This is a genomic window from Stenotrophomonas indicatrix, assembly GCF_050573115.1.
Lineage (GTDB): Bacteria > Pseudomonadota > Gammaproteobacteria > Xanthomonadales > Xanthomonadaceae > Stenotrophomonas > Stenotrophomonas lactitubi_A.
This window is the reverse complement of the sequence record NZ_JBNYZT010000005.1, coordinates 162,040-180,078: the sequence shown is the minus strand read 5'-3', so window position 1 is coordinate 180,078 and position 18,039 is coordinate 162,040. Positions and strand designations below refer to the sequence as shown.

General features: G+C 65.8%; 11 protein-coding genes. 5 read left to right on the top strand and 6 right to left on the bottom strand.

Annotated features, from left to right (window positions below):
• Positions 1–2: 2 nt before the first annotated feature.
• Positions 3–1,154 carry an alpha/beta fold hydrolase gene (locus ACQ5SA_RS13560; protein WP_353099347.1) on the bottom strand — a complete coding sequence of 384 codons (1,152 nt, stop codon included), beginning with the start codon at positions 1,152–1,154 and terminating at the stop codon, positions 3–5.
• A gap of 183 nt (positions 1,155–1,337) precedes the next feature.
• On the opposite strand from ACQ5SA_RS13560, the gene ACQ5SA_RS13555 reads away from it, so the two are divergent.
• From ACQ5SA_RS13555 to ACQ5SA_RS13540, 4 genes are all read left to right on the top strand, one after another.
• Entirely contained in the window at positions 1,338–2,684 is a 1,347-nt protein-coding gene (locus ACQ5SA_RS13555; protein ID WP_353099348.1) for a c-type cytochrome, read from the top strand.
• On the top strand, positions 2,681–3,607 hold the full coding sequence (locus tag ACQ5SA_RS13550; protein WP_353099349.1) for a c-type cytochrome: 927 nt from the start codon (positions 2,681–2,683) through the stop codon (positions 3,605–3,607). The genes ACQ5SA_RS13555 and ACQ5SA_RS13550 overlap by 4 nt, the downstream gene beginning before the upstream one ends.
• A gap of 118 nt (positions 3,608–3,725) precedes the next feature.
• The gene (locus ACQ5SA_RS13545) at positions 3,726–6,104 is read left to right on the top strand and encodes a TonB-dependent receptor (RefSeq protein ID WP_353099350.1); all 2,379 of its coding nucleotides are present in this window, start codon (positions 3,726–3,728) and stop codon (positions 6,102–6,104) included.
• Between the two features lie 10 nt (positions 6,105–6,114).
• On the top strand, positions 6,115–8,223 hold the full coding sequence (locus ACQ5SA_RS13540; RefSeq protein ID WP_499314465.1) for a phosphocholine-specific phospholipase C: 2,109 nt from the start codon (positions 6,115–6,117) through the stop codon (positions 8,221–8,223).
• A 42-nt stretch (positions 8,224–8,265) separates the two neighbouring features.
• Here the strand turns inward: ACQ5SA_RS13540 and ACQ5SA_RS13535 are convergent, their stop codons facing one another.
• The 4 genes from ACQ5SA_RS13535 to ACQ5SA_RS13520 all read right to left on the bottom strand — a co-directional run bounded on the left by ACQ5SA_RS13535 (position 8,266) and on the right by ACQ5SA_RS13520 (position 14,497).
• Positions 8,266–9,861, bottom strand: a complete 1,596-nt coding sequence (locus ACQ5SA_RS13535; protein ID WP_499314464.1) for an alkaline phosphatase D family protein — start codon at positions 9,859–9,861, stop codon at positions 8,266–8,268.
• An 11-nt stretch (positions 9,862–9,872) separates the two neighbouring features.
• Positions 9,873–12,806, bottom strand: coding sequence for a TonB-dependent receptor (locus ACQ5SA_RS13530; protein ID WP_499314463.1), 2,934 nt, complete (start codon positions 12,804–12,806; stop codon positions 9,873–9,875).
• Between the two features lie 141 nt (positions 12,807–12,947).
• On the bottom strand, positions 12,948–13,985 hold the full coding sequence (locus ACQ5SA_RS13525; RefSeq protein WP_499314462.1) for a FecR family protein: 1,038 nt from the start codon (positions 13,983–13,985) through the stop codon (positions 12,948–12,950).
• Complete coding sequence (locus ACQ5SA_RS13520; protein ID WP_089240285.1) at positions 13,982–14,497, bottom strand: RNA polymerase sigma factor; 516 nt, start codon at positions 14,495–14,497, stop codon at positions 13,982–13,984. The genes ACQ5SA_RS13525 and ACQ5SA_RS13520 overlap by 4 nt, the downstream gene beginning before the upstream one ends.
• A gap of 271 nt (positions 14,498–14,768) precedes the next feature.
• Here ACQ5SA_RS13520 and aceE point away from each other — a divergent pair, with 271 nt between their 5' ends.
• Positions 14,769–17,441 carry a pyruvate dehydrogenase (acetyl-transferring), homodimeric type gene (gene aceE, locus ACQ5SA_RS13515; RefSeq protein ID WP_499314461.1) on the top strand — a complete coding sequence of 891 codons (2,673 nt, stop codon included), beginning with the start codon at positions 14,769–14,771 and terminating at the stop codon, positions 17,439–17,441.
• Between the two features lie 57 nt (positions 17,442–17,498).
• Here aceE and ACQ5SA_RS13510 read toward each other — a convergent pair whose 3' ends face one another.
• The gene (locus ACQ5SA_RS13510) at positions 17,499–17,981 is read right to left on the bottom strand and encodes a LuxR family transcriptional regulator (protein WP_353099358.1); all 483 of its coding nucleotides are present in this window, start codon (positions 17,979–17,981) and stop codon (positions 17,499–17,501) included.
• Positions 17,982–18,039 lie beyond the last annotated feature (58 nt).

Here is an 18,039-nt window from a genome sequence, read left to right as displayed (position 1 = left end):
GCTCAGCTGCGCGCTGGGGTCTTTGCTGGTGCATCGACGCCGTGCACCAGCCACTCGGCCTGTGCCGGCAACTGCGGCGCTGGGCACGCGGTCTTCGGGTGGTGCTCGTCGCGCGCCATCCAGTCATCGACCACGCCGGCCAGCAGGTCCAGCCGTAGCGGCAGGGTGATGTGATCTTCGCCGCGCATCTCGATGTAGTGCGCTCGCGGGTTGGCCTGCGCCAACACACGCCCCTGGCTGACCGGAATGTGCTGGTCACCCTGCCCGTGCAGCAGCAGTACGCAGGCACGGGTATCGGCCAGCGCGCGGGCAACATCCACCTTGTCCAGGTCCACGTCGATACGGCGGCTGGCGGCGGCCACCACCTGGTTGATGTCCTGGCTGCCGTAGCGCCAGCGTGCATACGAGGCGATGGCCTGTGCCTTCAAGCCTTCCGGCTGCAGCGCCATCAGATGCGGAATCATGGTGCGGATCGCTACGCCGGCATTGGCGAACGATTCCATCGCCACCACGCCGGCCACCTGGTCACCCAGCTTGTCAGCGGTGAACAGTGCGGTGGCCGCGCCGTAGGAAACACCGAACAGGTACAGCGGGCCGGTCACTTCGCCGCGCGCGCGCAGCTCGGCGATGACATCCACCACATCGTCCGATTCATAGGTGCCGTAGCCAGAGGGACCGGCGCCGGACTGGCCATGGTTGCGCAGGTCCAGGGTGACCACGCGGTAGCCCGACTCGGCCAGCTGCAGCGACCACGGCAGCATCGAATCACCGTTCATCATCCAGCCGTGCAGCAGCACCACGGTGCCACGCGGCGCCTGCGCGCGGAACGGTTGCGGTACCGCCAGGCTCAACCCGGTATCCAGCGGCAGGCCGTTCTGGTGCTGCTGCGGCAGGTAGTGATAGCGCGCACCATAGTCGCCCGGATCGAAAGCACGCCAGAAGATCGGCACGCCATCACGGCCCGCGGCGAAGCCATGCCGGTTCGGCAGCGCGGCCACAGCGGCGGCGATACGCGGTTGATCAAGCAGGGTCGAAACGCCACCGGGCGCGATCAGGCGATCGCTGAGCGAGGTGGACGAGGCGGTCATCGAAGAAGAGCATGCAGCCAGCCACAGGCCGGCGCACGCCAGCAAAAGCAGCAGCAGGCGCTTCATGGGCAGTCAGGGGAAAAGTGCGACAGCGTGGCAGGTTAGCGGTCACGCCCGATGCCATCTATCGCAGCTGGATGACGGGTTGATGACAGCGCAGGATCGATTCAGCTTGTCACAATGTCGCGACCGGCCAGAGCATTGATCCGGATCAATGAACGCCATCGCACGAATGGCCACAGTGCCCGCATGCGCACCTCGTTCAAGCTCGCCATTGCCTTGGCCGCCACATTGGCCGCCGCCTACGGCATCGCCCGCAGCACACCGTACTGGTTCTCCACACGGCAACAGGCCGAGGTCGATATCCACGATCCGACCCTGATCGAGCAGGGCCGGTATCTGTCGCGTGCCGCCGACTGCGCCGCCTGCCATACCGCACCGGGCGGCAAGCCCTTCGCCGGTGGGCTTGGCATGCAGACGCCGATGGGCACGCTGTACTCGACCAACATCACCCCGGACCCGGATACCGGTATCGGCGCGTACGACTATGCGGATTTCGAGCGCGCGGTGCGGCGTGGCGTCCGCCATGACGGCCAGCCGCTGTATCCGGCAATGCCTTACGCCTCGTACGTGATCGCCAGCGATGCCGAGATCAAGGCGCTGTATGCCTACTTCATGGGTGCAGTGCAGCCGGTGCGGCAGGACAACGCCGACAGCACCATTCCGTGGCCGGCAAACATGCGCTGGCCGCTTGCCTGGTGGCAGCTGCTGTTCGCGCGCCCGCGCAGCTTCACCCCCGATCCAACCCTGGATGCCGGCCAGCAGCGCGGCGCCGAACTGGTTGAAGGCCTGGCCCACTGCGGCGCCTGCCATACCCCGCGCGGGCTGGCCTTCCAGGAAAAAGCGATGGCCGATGATGGCAGCCGCCAGTTCCTGTCCGGCTCGGTGCTGGAAGGCTGGTATGCGAAGAACCTGCGCAACGAGGCCACCGGGCTGGCCAGCTGGAGCGAAGCCGAGATCGTCGAGTTCCTGCGCACCGGCCGCACCGATCGTTCCGCGGCCTTCGGCGGCATGGCCGATGTGGTCGAGCACAGCACGCAGTACCTCTCCGATGCCGATCTGCTGGCGATGGCGCGGTATCTGAAGCAGCTGCCAGCACGTGAAGGCCGCAGCGCGCAGTGGACGCCGGGCACCGACACCACTACCGCCGCACTGCGCGGCGGCGACTACCGGGTGGCCGGTTCGCTGGCCTACGCCGAACACTGCCAGGCCTGCCACCGTGCAGATGGCCGTGGCATGCCACGGGTCTACCCTGCCCTGGCCGGCAACTCCATCGTGTTCGCCGACGATCCCAGTTCGCTGGTGCAGGTAACCCTGATCGGTGGACGCACGCCGCACACGCCGCATGACCGGATGGCGTTCACCATGCCGGGCTTCGAGCAGCTGCCCAATGCGCAGCTCGCCGACATCCTCACCTTCATCCGCAACAGCTGGGGCAACCAGGCCAGTGCGGTCAGCGAACTGGACGTGGCGCGCATGCGCCGGGTAGTGCGTGACAAGCCGGTGCATGTGGTCCCGCAGGAGACGGCGCAATGAGGCGTTCGAAGAAGCGTTCCAGAGCGTTGATCGCCAGCGCAGTGGTTGCGGTGCTGCTGGCCGGTGCCGGCACGCTGCTGTACCAGCACCTGTACCCGGACCTGGATGCGGAGGTGGCAAGGACCCTGGACATCCTCGACGGCCACGGCCAGGTGGTGGGCCAGTACCACGTGCCCAGTGCCGAAGAGATCGCCAGCCTCGGCAACGCCGACGCGGTGATGTTCGGCCGTCGCCTGCTCAACGAGACCGCACGCCTGCTGCCGGACAACGTCGGCAACGATCTGAACTGCAATTCCTGCCACATGGCCGAGGGCAAGCGACCGTTCGGCAATCACTACTTCAACACCGGCGGTGGCAGCTACCCGCGCTACATGCCGCGCCCGGGCAGGGAAATCGGTCTGGCCGAGCGCATCAACGGCTGCCTGCAGCGTTCGATGAACGGCAAGCCGCTGGCCAAGGATGCACCGGAGATGCGCGCGATGCTGGAGTACATGGCGTGGCTCAGCCGCCCGGTACCGGAGGGTGCACGCGTGGCCGCGCCCAGCGAAGGGCCGATCGACAGCACGCTGATGCCGGACCCGATACGTGGGCAGGCGCTGTATGCCGCGCAGTGCGCTGCCTGCCACGGCGACAACGGCGAAGGCCAGCGCGATGCCAGCGGCGATATCGCGTTCCCGCCGTTGTGGGGCGAGCACAGCTTCAACATCGGTGCCGGCATGGCGCGGTTGTACAAGGCCGCTGGCTTCGTCAAGCACAACATGCCGCCGGCAGTGACCCGTGAACCGCCACTGGGCCAGCAGGTGATGCCCGACCAGGATGCAGTGGATGTCGCCAGCTACTTCATCAACCAGCCGCGCCCGGACTTCGCCGGCAAGGCAAAGGACTGGCCACGCGACCCGAAACCGAAGGACGCGCGCTACTGAGGAGCGCCGCCGGTGTTGCCGGCCGTCACACAACACACTCCCTGCATCTGCGCGTCACCGCCATGTCATCGGCACTGCCGACACTCCCGGACTTTCCTCCCCTGAAGGTCCGGTTTCGATGCGAACGATTGCGCGCTTTCCCCGTATCTCGCTGCTTGCCCTGCTGATTGCTCCCGCACTGGATGCCCTGGCTGAAGCACCGCAGGGCGATGCCGCCGATACGCGAAGCGCCGACGCGCGGACCCTGGACCAGGTGCAGGTGATCGGCCAGGCCACCAGCTATGCCAAGACCTCGGTGCGCCAGGAAACCTTGAACCGGCAGACCGTGCTGAGCAGTGTCAACGGTGCGCTCAACGAAGTGCCCGGCGTGGTCGTCAGCGAAGCCGATGCCACTGGCTCGTCGGTCTGGGGCACGCAGATCAGCATGCGCGGCTTCGTCACCAACCGCGATACCCAGCAGATCGGCACCACCATCGACGGCCTGCCCAATGGCGGTTCCGGTTATGGCGGCGGCTCGCTGGCCAACCGCTACATCGATACGCTCGATCTGGAAACGGTGGAAGTGAGCCAGGGCACGGCCGATATCTCCTCGCGCTCGAACGAAGCACTGGGCGGTACCCTGAACTTCCTCACCAGCGATCCATTGCAGGAGCAGCGCCTGCGCATGGTGGTGGGTGCCGGTGACAATGAAGCACGCAAGTACTACGTACGCTACGACACCGGTCTGCTGGGCGGACACACCCGCGCGTGGATCAGCGCATCATCGGCGCGCGTGCATGACTGGATCGATGGCACCGGCCACACCAGCAACGACAACATCGCCGGCAAATTCATCACCGAACTGGACCGCTGGACCTTGACCGGCTACCTGTCCTACAACGATGCCGACGAGCCGGAGTACACCAGCGTTTCACCGAAGGGTTTCGCCACCAACCCGGACCGCGATGGTCTGGTCGGCACCCTGACCGGCATTCCGTATCTGGACCAGAACTACCGCTCCGGTTCGCGCGCACTGCGCGAGAACACCTTCGGTTACCTGCGCGCGGCGTTTGACGGCGGCGACGGTTTCAAGGCCTCGATGGCCGCTTACGGGCACCGCATGCAGGGCCGCGGTGACTGGCTGCCGCCGTACCTGGCCGATGTCAGCGACGATGGCGCCGGTCGCCCGCAGTCGGAATACCTCGGCGGCAGGACGGTCTACGGCGGCAGCAACCGCGGCCAGATCTACTTCGTGAACCCCGATGGCAGTTCCGCCCAGCGTCTGGCCAACTGCACGCCGCGACTCGGCTTCAGCGCCGAGTACGACCCCAACTGCTACGCCGGCAATGTGCAGGGCGCGCAGTCCTACCGCCATTCCCACTACGACAACGATCGTATGGGCGTCACCGCCGACGTCGAATGGCGGCAGACCTTCGGCGCGATCGACAATACGATCCGCGGTGGTCTGTGGGTCGAGAAGCTGGACCGTTCCGTGCGCCGTGACTGGCACCGCCTGCTCAACGTCGGCCAGGATATCGCCTTCGACCACCAGCCCTACTGGGTGCAGTTCGAAGACAAGTACAAGGTCGATGAGCAGATGTACTACGTCGAGGACGTGGCCCGCTTCGGCCCGTTCAGCGCACGCCTCGGCGTAAAGCAGTTCTTCGTCGACCAGTCGCGTCGCCGTGTGATCGGCGCCGCCGAGAATGTGAAGTCCGATTCGAAGTCCGATCCGCTGCTGTCCACCGGCTTCACCTGGGCACCAGGTGTGGAGGGCATGGAGCTGTTCGCCGGCTACTCGCAGAACTTCGCGGCGATCCCCTCCGGCGTGCTGGGTGAAACCGATCCGCAGCGCTTCCGCAATGTCGAACCGGAAACCGCCGACAACATCGAACTGGGCATGCGCATCAGCCGCTGGCCGCTGACCGCTTCAATCACCCTGTACAACATCAAGTTCGACAACCGAATCGTCTACCTGCCGGCCGGTCTGGTCAGCGGCATCGACTACCTCGGCGAGACCGACGGCGTCTACGAGAACTTCGGCGGCGTGGAGAGCAACGGCCTGGAAGCGGCCTTCGGCTACGGCTGGGACAATGGCTGGCGCATCAATGCCGCCTACACCTACAACCGCTCCAAGTACCTGGGCAGTGGCAACGACGCGCGCGACAAGCAGCTGGGCATCGTCGACGGCGCCAAGGTGATCGGCCAGCCCGAGCAGATCCTGGTGGTGTCGGCCGACTGGCAGGGTGAGAACTGGAACTTCGGCCTGTCCGGTCGCTACCTCGGCGAGCGCTACCTGGATGCGGCCAACGTCAACAAGCTGCCTTCGGCCACCGTGTTCAACGCCAACATCGGCTTTGACCTGCAGGGCCTGTCGCCGCGCCTGAAGGGCATGGGCGCCAACCTGGTGGTGAGCAACCTGACCGACAAGCGCTATCTTGCAGGGGTGGACGGCCGCGACAACGCCTTCATCGGCGCCCCGCGCACCGTCGGCATCTCCTTCCGCGTGGACTTGTGAGTGTGACCCTGTGACCGATACCGGCCGACGCCGACTGTTGCAGGCCGGCGTCGCCGCCGGCCTTTCGCCGCTGCTGCCCAGCATCGCCCGGGCAGCAGCGATCGCCCCTGCTTCGCGCACGCGCAGCCTGCAGGACCTGCAGCACATCGTGGTGTTCATGCAGGAGAACCGTTCGTTCGACCACTACTTCGGCACCCTGCCGGGCGTTCGTGGTTTCGGCGACCGCTTCGTGGCCCCAGCGCCGCCCCTGCCCGGCGACGACCACCCGCGCAGCCTGTGGCTGCAGCCCGATGCCAGCGGCCAACGCGCGATCGCCCCTTTCCCGTTGGATACCGCCGCGCACTTCGGCTACATGCGGGTGGAGGGCACGCCCCACACCTGGCCGGATGCACAGCAGGCGTGGGACCACGGGCGCATGGCGCACTGGCCCAAGGCCAAGCAGAACCATTCGATGGGCTACTTCCAGCGCAGCGACATGCCGTTCCAGTTCGCCCTGGCCGATGCGTTCACCCTCTGCGATGCCTACCACTGCGCGATGCAGGCCGGCACCAACCCGAACCGCGTGTTCCTGTGGACCGGCCACAACGATGCCCAGGCCCGCGCAGGCGGCCCGGTGATCGCCAATTCGCACGACAATTTCCCCGAGCAGGGCGGCCATCCGGAGTCTTATCGCTGGACCAGCTATGTCGAGCGACTGCAGCAGGCCGGCGTGTCCTGGCAGATCTACCAGGACATGGCCGACAACTTCACCGACAACCCGCTGGCCGGGTTCGAGGCCTTCCGCCAGGCGCACCGCGGCGACCCGGGGCATGACCCGGAGCTGCGCGCACGCGGCGTCAGCACCCGTGGCCTGGCGCAGCTGCGCGAGGACGCGATCAGCGGCCGCCTGCCGCAGGTCAGTTTCATCATCGCCGATGCGGCCGGCAGCGAGCATCCGGGGCCGTCCAGCCCCGCGCAGGGCGCCGCCTATACTGCGCGCCTGCTGGATGCATTGACCGCCGATCCCGAGGTGTGGAGCCGCACCGCCCTGCTGTTGATGTTCGATGAGAACGATGGCTTCTTCGACCATGTACCGCCACCGGCACCGCCCTCCCCGCTTGGCGATGGCTGGGCCGGTGCATCGGCGGTCAGCACCGAGGGCGAATACCACCGCAACCCGGCACCGGGCGACGGGAAATACGATGCCGCCGAGCTGCGCGGTCGTCCCTACGGTCTCGGCCCGCGCGTACCGTTGTATGTGATTTCACCGTGGAGCCGTGGCGGCTGGGTCGACTCGCAGGTGTACGACCACACCTCGGTGCTGCGTCTGATCGAGCGCCGCTTCGGCGTGGCCGCGCCGGACATCTCGCCGTGGCGGCGTGCGGTCTGCGGTGACCTGAGCAACGCCTTCGACTTCGCCCAGCGCGACACGCGCCCCTTCGTCAAGGCGCTGCCGGATGTCACCGCCGTCGCAGCGCGCGCCGCCGCCCTGCCCGGCCGTACCGTGCCTGCGCTGCCCGATGGCCTGCATCCGGCTCGCCAGGCGCCGGGCGTGCGTCCGGCGCGGGCACTGCCCTATCGGCCGCAGGTGCAGGCCACGTCGGTGGATGGCGAGGGCCTCAGCCTGCAGCTGGCCAGCGATGGCGCCACGGCCGTGCTGCATGTCTACGACCGCTTGCAGCTGGACGCCATCCCGCGCCGTTACACCGTGGTACCGGGTACTCCGTTGCGGGATCGTTGGCCACTGGATGCACAGGGTCGTTACGACCTCTGGCTGCTGGGGCCGAATGGATTCCATCGCCACTATCGCGGCGCTGGCACGCTCGCGCCGTTGCACGCGCACGTGGAGCGCGCGGATGGCCAGATGCGGCTGGTGCTGCGCAATCCATCGCCTTCAGCGCGCAGGGTCAAGGTGCAGGGCGGCGCCTACGCGGGCCACATGCCCGCACAGGAACTGCAGCTGGTGGCCGGCGCGGAAACCGTACTGGCCTGGGACCCGACACCGACCGCAGGCTGGTACGACCTGATCGTGCATTCGGAGGGCGTCGAGCAACGTCTTGCCGGTCGTGCCGAAGATGGCCGCCCTGGTACGAGCGACCCCGCCATGGGCACCGCACCGTTGCGCTTCGAACACGGCTGAACGCACTTCCGTAGAGCCGGGCGATTGCCCGGCTCTACGGGCTCAGGCCTCCTGCAACCCCGGCCGGCCGTGCTCCACTGCATAGCGCTTCCAGCTCTGCAGCGTGCCGTTCGGCCGCATGACCGTATCGAGCGTCTTCATGTCACCGATCCAGGTATCGCGGGTGACATCACACAGCACGTAACCGCGCTTGTCCGTCGTCGCTTTCAGGTGGGGACTGTGCCGCAGCTGGTTCTCTGCATACGCATCCATACCCTGCCCGTCGGCGCCCGAGCTGATCGAGGTCGCCAGGAACTCGCTGGAGATCACCCCGGAATCGGTGCTGTCCTGCACCAGGTCGCTGGCATAGTGGCGGTGCGCATCGCCACAGGCGGTCACCACGTTGCCGAAGCCCACCTTCTGGATGTGATCAAGCAGGCGGCGGCGGCTGGACAGGTAGCCGGACCACTGGTCATCGGACGACTGCACGACGCCGTCCTTCTCGCGCATGTAGTTGCCCAGTGAGACCTGGTGCGCGATCGCGTGCCAGCGCGGTGCCGCATCGGCCAGGCCGTCGAACAGCCATTGCTCCTGCTTCGCACCCACAATGCTGCGCTCGGAAGATTCCACCTGTCCGCGCTGCGCCATGTCCACCTGCTTGCTGCGGTACTGGCGGGTATCGAGCAGGTGCAGGTCCAGCAACGTGCCGTAGCGCGCGCGACGGAACATCTGCATATGACCATCGCGCGGGAACGACGAAGCGCGCAACGGCATGTTTTCGTAATACGCCTGGAACGCCTGTGCGCGGCGCAGCAGGAACAGCTCGCTGGGCGTACCGTCCTGGTCTTCGGCACCCGCCCAGTTGTTGTCCACTTCATGGTCGTCGAACGTCACGAACCACGGTGACGCAGCGTGCGCCGCCTGCAGGTCCGTATCGGTCTTGTACTGCGCGTAGCGGCGGCGATAGTCGTCGAGCGTATAGGTCTGTGGGCCAACGTGGTTGCGCAGGTTGGTGAACGGCTGACCGTTCATCTTCCGCATGCCGGGTTGGCTTTCACCCTCATAGATGTAGTCGCCGTAATGGAACACGAAATCGAGTGGTTCCTCGGCAATGTGCCGCCAAGCCGTGTAGTGCCCTTCCTCGAAATGCTGGCATCCGGCCACCGCGAAGCGCACGCGCTTGATCGGCGCGTTCGCCGCAGGCAGGGTGTGGGTGCGTCCGATCGCACTGGCATGGCCTCCCACGGTGAAGCGGTACCAGTACGGCCGCCCAGGCAGCAGGCCGTCCAGTTCCACGTGCAGCGCATGGCCCAGTTCGGGGTGGGCCAGCGAGGTACCCTGCCGCACCACGGTGCGCATGCCCTCGTCATCAGCCACCTGCCATCCCACCACCATCGGCCGGGTGGGCATGCCGCCACCGAACACCAGGGGCTCGGTGGCCAGCCGCGTCCACAGCACCATGCCGTCGGCCGACGGATCACCCGACGCCACGCCGAGGGTGAACGGCGTACTGGCAAAGCGCGGCGAGGCCAGCAGATTGCGTGGATTCAGTGCTGCCGCATCGCTCTGCGCAGCCAGCGCGCGGGCAGTGCCGACCCACGCACCCAACGCGGAAAGTCCCGACAGGGCAAGGAAGCGCCTGCGATTGATCGTATCCAAGACGGCCGCCCTCAGTTGTAGATGATGTGGAAGTAGAAGAAGCGACCGTAGTCGTCGATCTCGGTGCGGAAGCGACCGTTCGGACCGGTGCTGTAGGTGGGCTGGGTATTGAACAGGTTCTTCGCCTCGTACTTCAGCGTCACGTGCTTGCTGGCCTTGTGGCTGAAGGCCAGGTTGAAGGTCATGTACGGGTCGTAGTACGAGTCCAGCCACTGGGTATCGCCGAAGTCGACCAGCATGCGGCTGCGGTAGGTACCGGACACGCGCAGCTGCGAGCTCTTCCACGGCATGCGCCAGATCACCGAGCCGTTCACCGACCAGTCGGGCTGGTACAGCAGGCGGTCCAGCCGGCGCTCGCTGCCATCGCTGATGCGGTAGTTGGTCTGCCCGTCCAGTCGGGTGGCATTGAGGTACATGTCGAAGCGGTGGCGGCCCCACTGCAGATTGCGGTTTGCCACCGCGAACTCGACACCGCGCAGCGTGGACTCATCGGTGTTCATCGGCTGCGTGACGCGATAGCGGACGTCGCCGATGTTCTCGAACGTGGTCAGGGTATAGATGTCGTCCTTGATCACCTTGTCGAACAACGCGACCGACACCAGGCCGTTGTTGCCGTTGAAGTACAGGTCCCAGGCCAGGTCGAGGTTGGTGGCGCGGCGCGGCTGCAGCGAGGCATTGCCCTGCTTGATGGTGCAGAAGCCTCCGCCCAGCTCGTCATCGCCACAGCTGGTGCTGGTGGCCTGGGCGATGTTGCTGGGTGTCGGCCGGCCCAGCGTGCGGCTGGCGGAGAAGCGCAGGCGCTGGTTCTCGCTCAGTTTGAAGGTCGCGTTCAATGACGGCAGCAGGTTGTTGTAGCCGCCACTGCTCTTGCGGAATGCCGAGGTGTAGGTGGTACCGCCATCATCACTGAACGGACTGAACGCATCGAAGGAGGTGTGGTCATAGCGCAGGCCGCCGATCAGCAGCAGCCGGTCCCAGGCGTAATGCGCCGAAACGTAGGCGTTGGCGATGTCTTCCACGTACTTGTAGTCGCTGGTGAAATCGGCATTCGGGTAGGCCGCATCGTTGTTGCCCAGCTTCGGGTACAGCTCGTCATGCCATTTGCGGTTGTCGATCAGCGGGAAGCCGGGGACGCTGCCCAGCAGGGTCGAACCCGGATACAGATAGTCGTTCAAGGTCGCGCTGGTCTTGTAGTAATCGAAATCGATGTCCTGCCAGATCTTCAGGTGGCGATATTCGGCACCGGCGGCGAGACCGAAGCCGCGCGCATCGGCATCGATGTTGTAGCTGAAGTCGGCACGCAGGTTGTCGATGCTCTCCTTCGCGTCGCGCGGCGAGATGTAGGCCTGCGCGGGATTGAGCTTGAACGCCGAGCTGGTCAGCAGACTGGAGTCCGACACACCCACCGCGTTCGGAAAGCCATGACTGTCGTTGGCATAGTCGACGAACAGGTTGCTCGGGTACGCGCGTACGCCCCAGTAGACTTGGGTGTTGTGGAAGGTCTCTTCGGTGTGGCCGGCGCGCAGGGTCAGCCGCGAGAGGTCGCCGATATCCCAGTTGAAGCTGGCGATCGCACCGCGGTTACTGCGGTCCCAGCGGTCATGGCGGTTCTTGATGTAGATGCTGTTGATCTGGGTGGTGCCGCCGTCCTCGGTCTGGTTGCGTATCGGGAACTTGGCGTTGCCATACAGATCGGTCTTGTTCATCGTCGAGTTCTCGTAGAACCGGTACGAATACAACAGCAGCGAGGCATAGAACGGATCGTCCGACGGCTTCCATTCCAGCTTGGCCGAGCCACCGAAGTTGGTGATGTAGTTGGTGTAGGTGCCGGTGCTGAAGTTGCCCGGCGCGCGCAGGCCGTTCCAGCCTTTCGCCTCGTCCGGGCCGGTGGTTCCGTCGGTGAGGTACTTGCCGGCATCGTTGTAGTAATAGTTCGATTCCACCCAGCGCTTGACACTGTTGCGTGATCGCTGCTCATAGCGCGCAACTGCGACGATGCCGAACTGATCGTCTGCACCGAACTGGTTGGAGAACACCGCTTTGGCGCTCTTGCCGAAGTGGCCCAGTGTCTTGTGGTCGCCACCCGCGCTGCGCCCCACATTGGTCTCGGCCGTGGAATAGATGCCGGCCACGTCGGCGAACACATACTTGCCGGAGCGGTCAAAGGCACTACGGCTGATGATGTCGATCACACCACCGATGGCATCAGGTGCCTGCTCGGCACTGAAACTCTTGTAGATGTCCGTGCGGGTGCCGATGTCGCTGGGAATCAGCTGCAGGTTGTTCATGCGTTCGCCGGAGCCACTGCCGCCCACGCTTGCGATCGCGATGCCATCGATGGTCGTGTAGTTGAGATTGGCCTGAACCCCGCGCACGGTCACATAGCGCGGTTCACCCGCATCCTCCACCGCACTGAGGCCCGGCGCAGCCATCAGGCTCTCGGCCAGCGTCTCATCGCCGTAGCTGTCCATCTCGTCGTAGATCACCGAATCCTTGATCACCGGCGAGGTCTTCTTCTGTTCGATCACCTCATGCGCAGCGATCACCCTGATCGTTCCCAGGGTCGGAGCGACCACGGCTTGCGGCTGCTGCGGTGCCGGTGCGGCCGGCCCGGTTTCGCGCTTTGCCGGTGCCGCATCGATGGCGATCACGTTGCCGTCCAGCACCGTGTAGCGCAGGCCGGTGCCGGCCAGCAGCGTGTCCAGCGCCTGCTTGACGGTGGCCCCCCGCGGTACCGCGCCCGCCATGGGTGCATTGCCCGCGCCGGCATACAGGAACTGCACGCCGGAGCTGCGTGACAGCTGCTCCAGTGCCTGGCTCAAAGGCTGCGCGGCGATCGCTGCAGTGACCCTGGTCTCAAGCCCGTTGGACGACGCCGCCTGCGCATGCGCGCCCAGACAGGGAGACAAGGCCAGTACCACCGACAGATAGAGCTTCTTGCGCATCACGGTTCCTTGCAGGAGAGAGGACTGCTGCTGCCGCGTCGGCATTCGACAGCGGCTTCTCCCAAGTAAGAGCCGGCATCGGCGGAAGTGGAGAACGCCGATTCGATGAATTTTTTCTGACAGCCCATCGCCCAACCGGGATCAGCGGCTGGAGACCCATACCGTGTCCTGTTCGCGACGGATGACGAAGCGCGCGTCCCGCTGCAGGAATGCCTGCAGCGCTGCGACCCGGTGCGCCTCCAGGCTGCCCGACAGGCGCGCCGCCCGCGCCACGTCATCGGTCACCCGTACCTGCACCTGGTTGTGCCGGTTGAACGCAGCAGCCACCTCGTCCAGCCGCTCATCACGGAACGACACCCGGCGCTGCTGCCAGTCCAGCAGCATGGACATCGGTATTTCCAGCGGCTGCACCGCATGGCTGAGATGATCGACCTGGACCACCCGCCCGGCGGGCAGCTGCGCCAGCCGGCGTTGCCCATCACCGGCGGTCCAGACCTCCACCTCGCCGGATACCACGCCGATACGCGTGCTCTGCAACCGGCGCGACACATCGAACACGGTGCCGATGTCACGGATCTGCAGATCACCGACCCGTACCTCGAAGGGCCGGCGATCCGCTGCGATATCAAATGTGGCCTCGCCCTGCAGCAGTTCGACGCGGCGGCTGAACCAGCCGACGGTCACCCGCAGACGGCTGTCTGCATTCAGCCGCACCTGGGTCCGGTCAGCCAGCACCACCTCACGCAGTTGCCCGTGCCCGGCGACCAGCATCTGTTCGCGCGGCATCAGCCACGGCAGCAGACCGGCCACCAGCAACAGTCCGCACGCCACCGCAGCCACCCGCCTCCAGAGCGGCCGGCGCGTTCGTGTTGCAACCACGGCGCGCGGCGCGGGCACGGGCGCGGCAAACAACGGCACCACTTTCGCCGTTGCCCGCAGCACGGGCAGGACTGCCCTGCTTCCCTGTTCCTGTACGTGCGCCGACATGGCCGCGCCCACCTGCCGGTGCAGATGCAGGGCATGCAGGTACGCGCGTACGTGCTCGGGCGAGCCCTTCATCCACGCCATGAACTCGGCGCGCTGCGCAGCGCTCAGGTCACCCTCGCGGTTGCACAGGAACCAGTGCGCAGCCTGTTCGGCCACCTCGTCATCCATCGCTGCAGGCTCCTGCCGGTTCATCCGTCCTTCCCGGCGCCCAGCGCCTTCCTGCAGGCATCCAGGCCCTTGCCGATGTGCTTGCGCACCATGTGCACCGACACGTCCAGCTGCGCCCCCACCTGTTGGCAATCCAGTCCTTCGCGGTAGTGCAGTTCCATCACCCGCCGCGTCGTGGGTGGCAGTTGCGCGATGGCGCCGCGGATCCCGCTCCAGCGCTGCGCACGCTCGAAATCACCCTCGATGTCCTCTTCGCTGCTGAGTACCTCGGCCAGCAGGTCGACGTCCTCGATCTGCGGCAGGCCGGAGCGCGAGCGTGCCTGTTCACGGGCCAGGTTGGCTGCCACGGCGAACAGATAGGCTTCAGGGTTCTCGATCGCCGCGGCGTCTTCGCCGGTGCTGCGCAACAGGCGCAGGTAGACCTCCTGCGCCAGATCCTCGGCATCGGCAGCCTGTGAACCACGCCGAAGGAAGAAGCCACGCAGCAGGCGGCGCCGCAAGGCGTAGCTCTTCTCCCAGATCCTGACGCTGTTCACAACCGACCAACCACCCCGAGGCTGGAAAACCCAGCAGGGTGCACACCGACGATGACAGCCGCATTGCAGCGCCGCCGGGCAAAGCGCAGGTTCGCGCAGACCCAACCCTCACCTGTCTACCGGCCAACCCATGCGCCGCCTACGCTTGTCTCCCCGGCAGCCACCAAGGCCGCCCCCGCGCCACGGCCCTGCCGGCGCGATTCCGCTCCAGAGCTGTCGCCCTGCCGGCGGTGTCGCGCAGATGCCGACCGGCGCTCTCTGGAGACGCAGCATGAACCAGGCACACTTCCCTCTCGACACCGATCCGCAGGAAACCCGCGAATGGCGCGAGTCCCTGCACGCCGTGATCGAGGCTGGCGGCCGCCCCCGCGCGCACTATCTGCTGGACCAGCTCGATGAGCTTGATGTGCAGCAGCATGGCGACCTGCACACCCGCGCATGGACCGCTTACACCAACACGATTCCACCCGAGCGCCAGCCCGCCTACCCGGGCGACCTGGCCATCGAGCGGCGGTTGAACGCGATGATCCGCTGGAACGCGATGGTGATGGTGCTGCGCGCCGGCAAGCATTCCAATGTCGGCGGCCACATCGCCACCTACCAGTCCGCAGCGGTCATGTATGACGTGGGCTTCGATCATTTCTTCCGTGGCCGTACCGACACCTTCGACGGCGACATGATCTACATCCAGGGCCATTCCGCGCCGGGCATCTATGGCCGTGCGTTCGTGGAAGGTCGCATCAGTGCCGAGCGCATGGACAACTTCCGCCGCGAGGCTGGGCGTGAGGGGCTGTCTTCGTACCCGCACCCGCGGTTGATGCCGGAGTTCTGGCAGTTCCCCACCGTATCGATGGGCCTGGGCCCGCTGACTGCGGCTTATCAGGCCCGTTACATGCGCTACCTGGAATACCGTGGTCTGAAGGAGCATCAGGGCCGCAAGGTCTGGGCCTTCCTCGGTGATGGCGAAATGGATCAGCCCGAATCGCTGGCGGCCATTTCGCTGGCCGGGCGCGAGCGCCTGGACAACCTGGTGTTCGTGGTCAACTGCAACCTGCAGCGCCTGGACGGTCCGGTGCGCGGCAACGCCAAAGTGATCCAGGAACTGGAAGGCACCTTCCGTGCTGCCGGCTGGAACGTCATCAAGGTGATCTGGGGCGGTGGCTGGGACGACCTGCTGGCACGCGATCACAGCGGGCTGCTGCGCCAGCGCATGATGGAATGCGTCGATGGTGACTACCAGACCTTCAAGTCACAGAGCGGTGCCTATGTACGCGAGCATTTCTTCGGACGCAATCCGGAACTGCTGGCGCTGGTCGCGCACATGAGCGACGACGAGATATGGGCGCTGGCACGTGGCGGCCACGATCCGCAGAAGGTGTACGCCGCCTACCAGCAGGCAGTGAACACCCCGGGCCGGCCGACCGTGGTGCTGGCCAAGACGGTGAAGGGCTTCGGCATGGGTGAGGCCGGCGAAGGCCAGAACATCAATCACCAGTTGAAGAAGATGAGCACCGATGCGGTGCGCGCTTTCCGCGACCGTTTCGATCTGCCGGTCAGCGATGAACAGCTGGAGGAAATGCCGTACCTGCGCCCGGCACCGGGCAGCCCGGAGGCGCTCTACTTCGCGAAGCGTCGCCAGGCGCAGGGTGGCCAGCTGCCGGCACGACTGGCACAGGTCGAACCGCTGCCGCTGCCGCCGCTGTCCACGTTCAACGTCCAACTGCAGGGCAGTGGTGATCGCGGCCAGTCCACCACCATGGGCTTCGTGCGCATCCTCACCACCCTGCTCAAGGATCCCGAGCTGGGCAGGCTGGTGATCCCGATCGTGCCCGATGAATCACGCACCTTCGGCATGGAAGGCCTGTTCCGCCAGATCGGCATCCACTCCTTCCTCGGCCAGCTGTACACACCGCAGGACGCTGGCCAGCTGAGCTATTACAAGGAAGCCAAGGACGGCCAGATCCTGCAGGAGGGCATCAACGAATCCGGCGCGATCTGTTCGTGGATCGCCGCCGGTACCGCGTACGCCAACCACGATCTGGCCACGATTCCGTTCTACATCTTCTATTCGATGTTCGGCCTGCAGCGCGTCGGCGACCTGGCCTGGGCCGCGGCCGACGCGCGCACCCGTGGCTTCCTGCTTGGCGCCACCTCGGGCCGCACCACGCTGATGGGCGAAGGCCTGCAGCACGACGATGGCCACAGCCACGTGCTGTCCTCGGTGATTCCCAGCTGCGTGTCCTACGACCCGACCTACAACTTCGAGCTGGCGGTGATCATCCACGACGGCCTGCGCCGCATGTACGTGGACCAGGAAGACATCTACTACTACATCACCCTGCTCAACGAGAACTACCCGCACCCGGCTCTGCCCGACGGTGCCGAAGCCGGCATCCTGAAGGGGCTCTATCTACTGCGCCCCGCCGCTGCCGACACCATTGCACAGCCGCGCGTGCAGTTGATGGGCAGTGGCTCGATCCTGCGCGAGGTGCTGGCCGCTGCCGATCTTCTGCAGCAGGATTTCGGTATCAGCAGCGACGTCTGGAGCGCCACCAGCCTGACCGAACTGCGCCGCGACGGCCTGGCCGTCGAGCGCTGGAATCTGCTGCACCCGGCTGACGAACCGCGTGTTGCCTACGTGCAGCAGCGCCTGCAGGACCATGCCGGCCCAGTGGTGGTGGCGACCGATTACATGAAGATCGTCGGCGACCAGATCCGCCCCTTCGTCAACGACCGTCGCTTCATCGCACTCGGCACCGATGGCTTCGGCCGCTCGGATACACGCGAATCACTGCGGTCGTTCTTCGAGGTTGATCGACACTTCATCGTGCTGGCGGCACTGAAGGCCTTGGCCGATGACGGGCATGTCGAACGAAGCCTGCTGCAGCAGGCGATAGACCGGTACGGGATCGATACCGGCAAGCGCGACCCCGCCGCCGCATGACAGCGCAGCAACGGCATCCGCAGAGCGCGCTTCTGCGGGTGTCGCTGCATCACACGTCTACGGCAAGCGCTTGAACAGGTTGGTCTGCAGGATCGGCGTGCCGTCATGACCGAAGAACGCCTTGGTTTCGGTCATCGTTGAACGGTCGGCGGCCACCGTATACACACGGGTGGATGCCGGCTCGCCGTGATCGACCAGCTGCATCACCAGCGTGTTCGGCGCCGGAAGTTTCAGCGTCGCCTGGTTGGCGCCGTAGCTGCCGGTCAGCGCAGCGGGCGTGCCATCCAGTGCCAGCGTACCGTCGGATTTCATCGTCTTGCCATCATGCAGGACGATATCCACGTGCGAGCTCCACCTGCCCGCGCCGGCATCCTTGAATTCCAGCACGACCTGTTGCGGACGCTGTGCTTCAGGCAGCGCGGACGTGGCGATATCCAGCGACCAGCGGCCGAGCAGCGGCGAGGACTTCGGGCTTTCAGCCAGGGCAGGCATCGCCTGCAGCAGGGCCACGGACAGCAACGCGGCGGACAACAGCTTCATGCGAGGCTCCTTTCAAGTGAGCAAGGTCCTGCAGGTGCATTGTGGGGACCTGCAAAGC

Coding starts and splice junctions, on each gene's coding strand:
- ACQ5SA_RS13560 (WP_353099347.1), bottom strand. CDS start 1,154: ATGAAGCGCCTGCTGCTGCTTTTGCTGGCGTGCGCCGGCCTGTGGCTG.
- ACQ5SA_RS13530 (WP_499314463.1), bottom strand. CDS start 12,806: ATGCGCAAGAAGCTCTATCTGTCGGTGGTACTGGCCTTGTCTCCCTGT.
- ACQ5SA_RS13545 (WP_353099350.1), top strand. CDS start 3,726: ATGCGAACGATTGCGCGCTTTCCCCGTATCTCGCTGCTTGCCCTGCTG.
- ACQ5SA_RS13525 (WP_499314462.1), bottom strand. CDS start 13,985: ATGAACCGGCAGGAGCCTGCAGCGATGGATGACGAGGTGGCCGAACAG.
- aceE (WP_499314461.1), top strand. CDS start 14,769: ATGAACCAGGCACACTTCCCTCTCGACACCGATCCGCAGGAAACCCGC.
- ACQ5SA_RS13550 (WP_353099349.1), top strand. CDS start 2,681: ATGAGGCGTTCGAAGAAGCGTTCCAGAGCGTTGATCGCCAGCGCAGTG.
- ACQ5SA_RS13555 (WP_353099348.1), top strand. CDS start 1,338: ATGCGCACCTCGTTCAAGCTCGCCATTGCCTTGGCCGCCACATTGGCC.
- ACQ5SA_RS13510 (WP_353099358.1), bottom strand. CDS start 17,981: ATGAAGCTGTTGTCCGCCGCGTTGCTGTCCGTGGCCCTGCTGCAGGCG.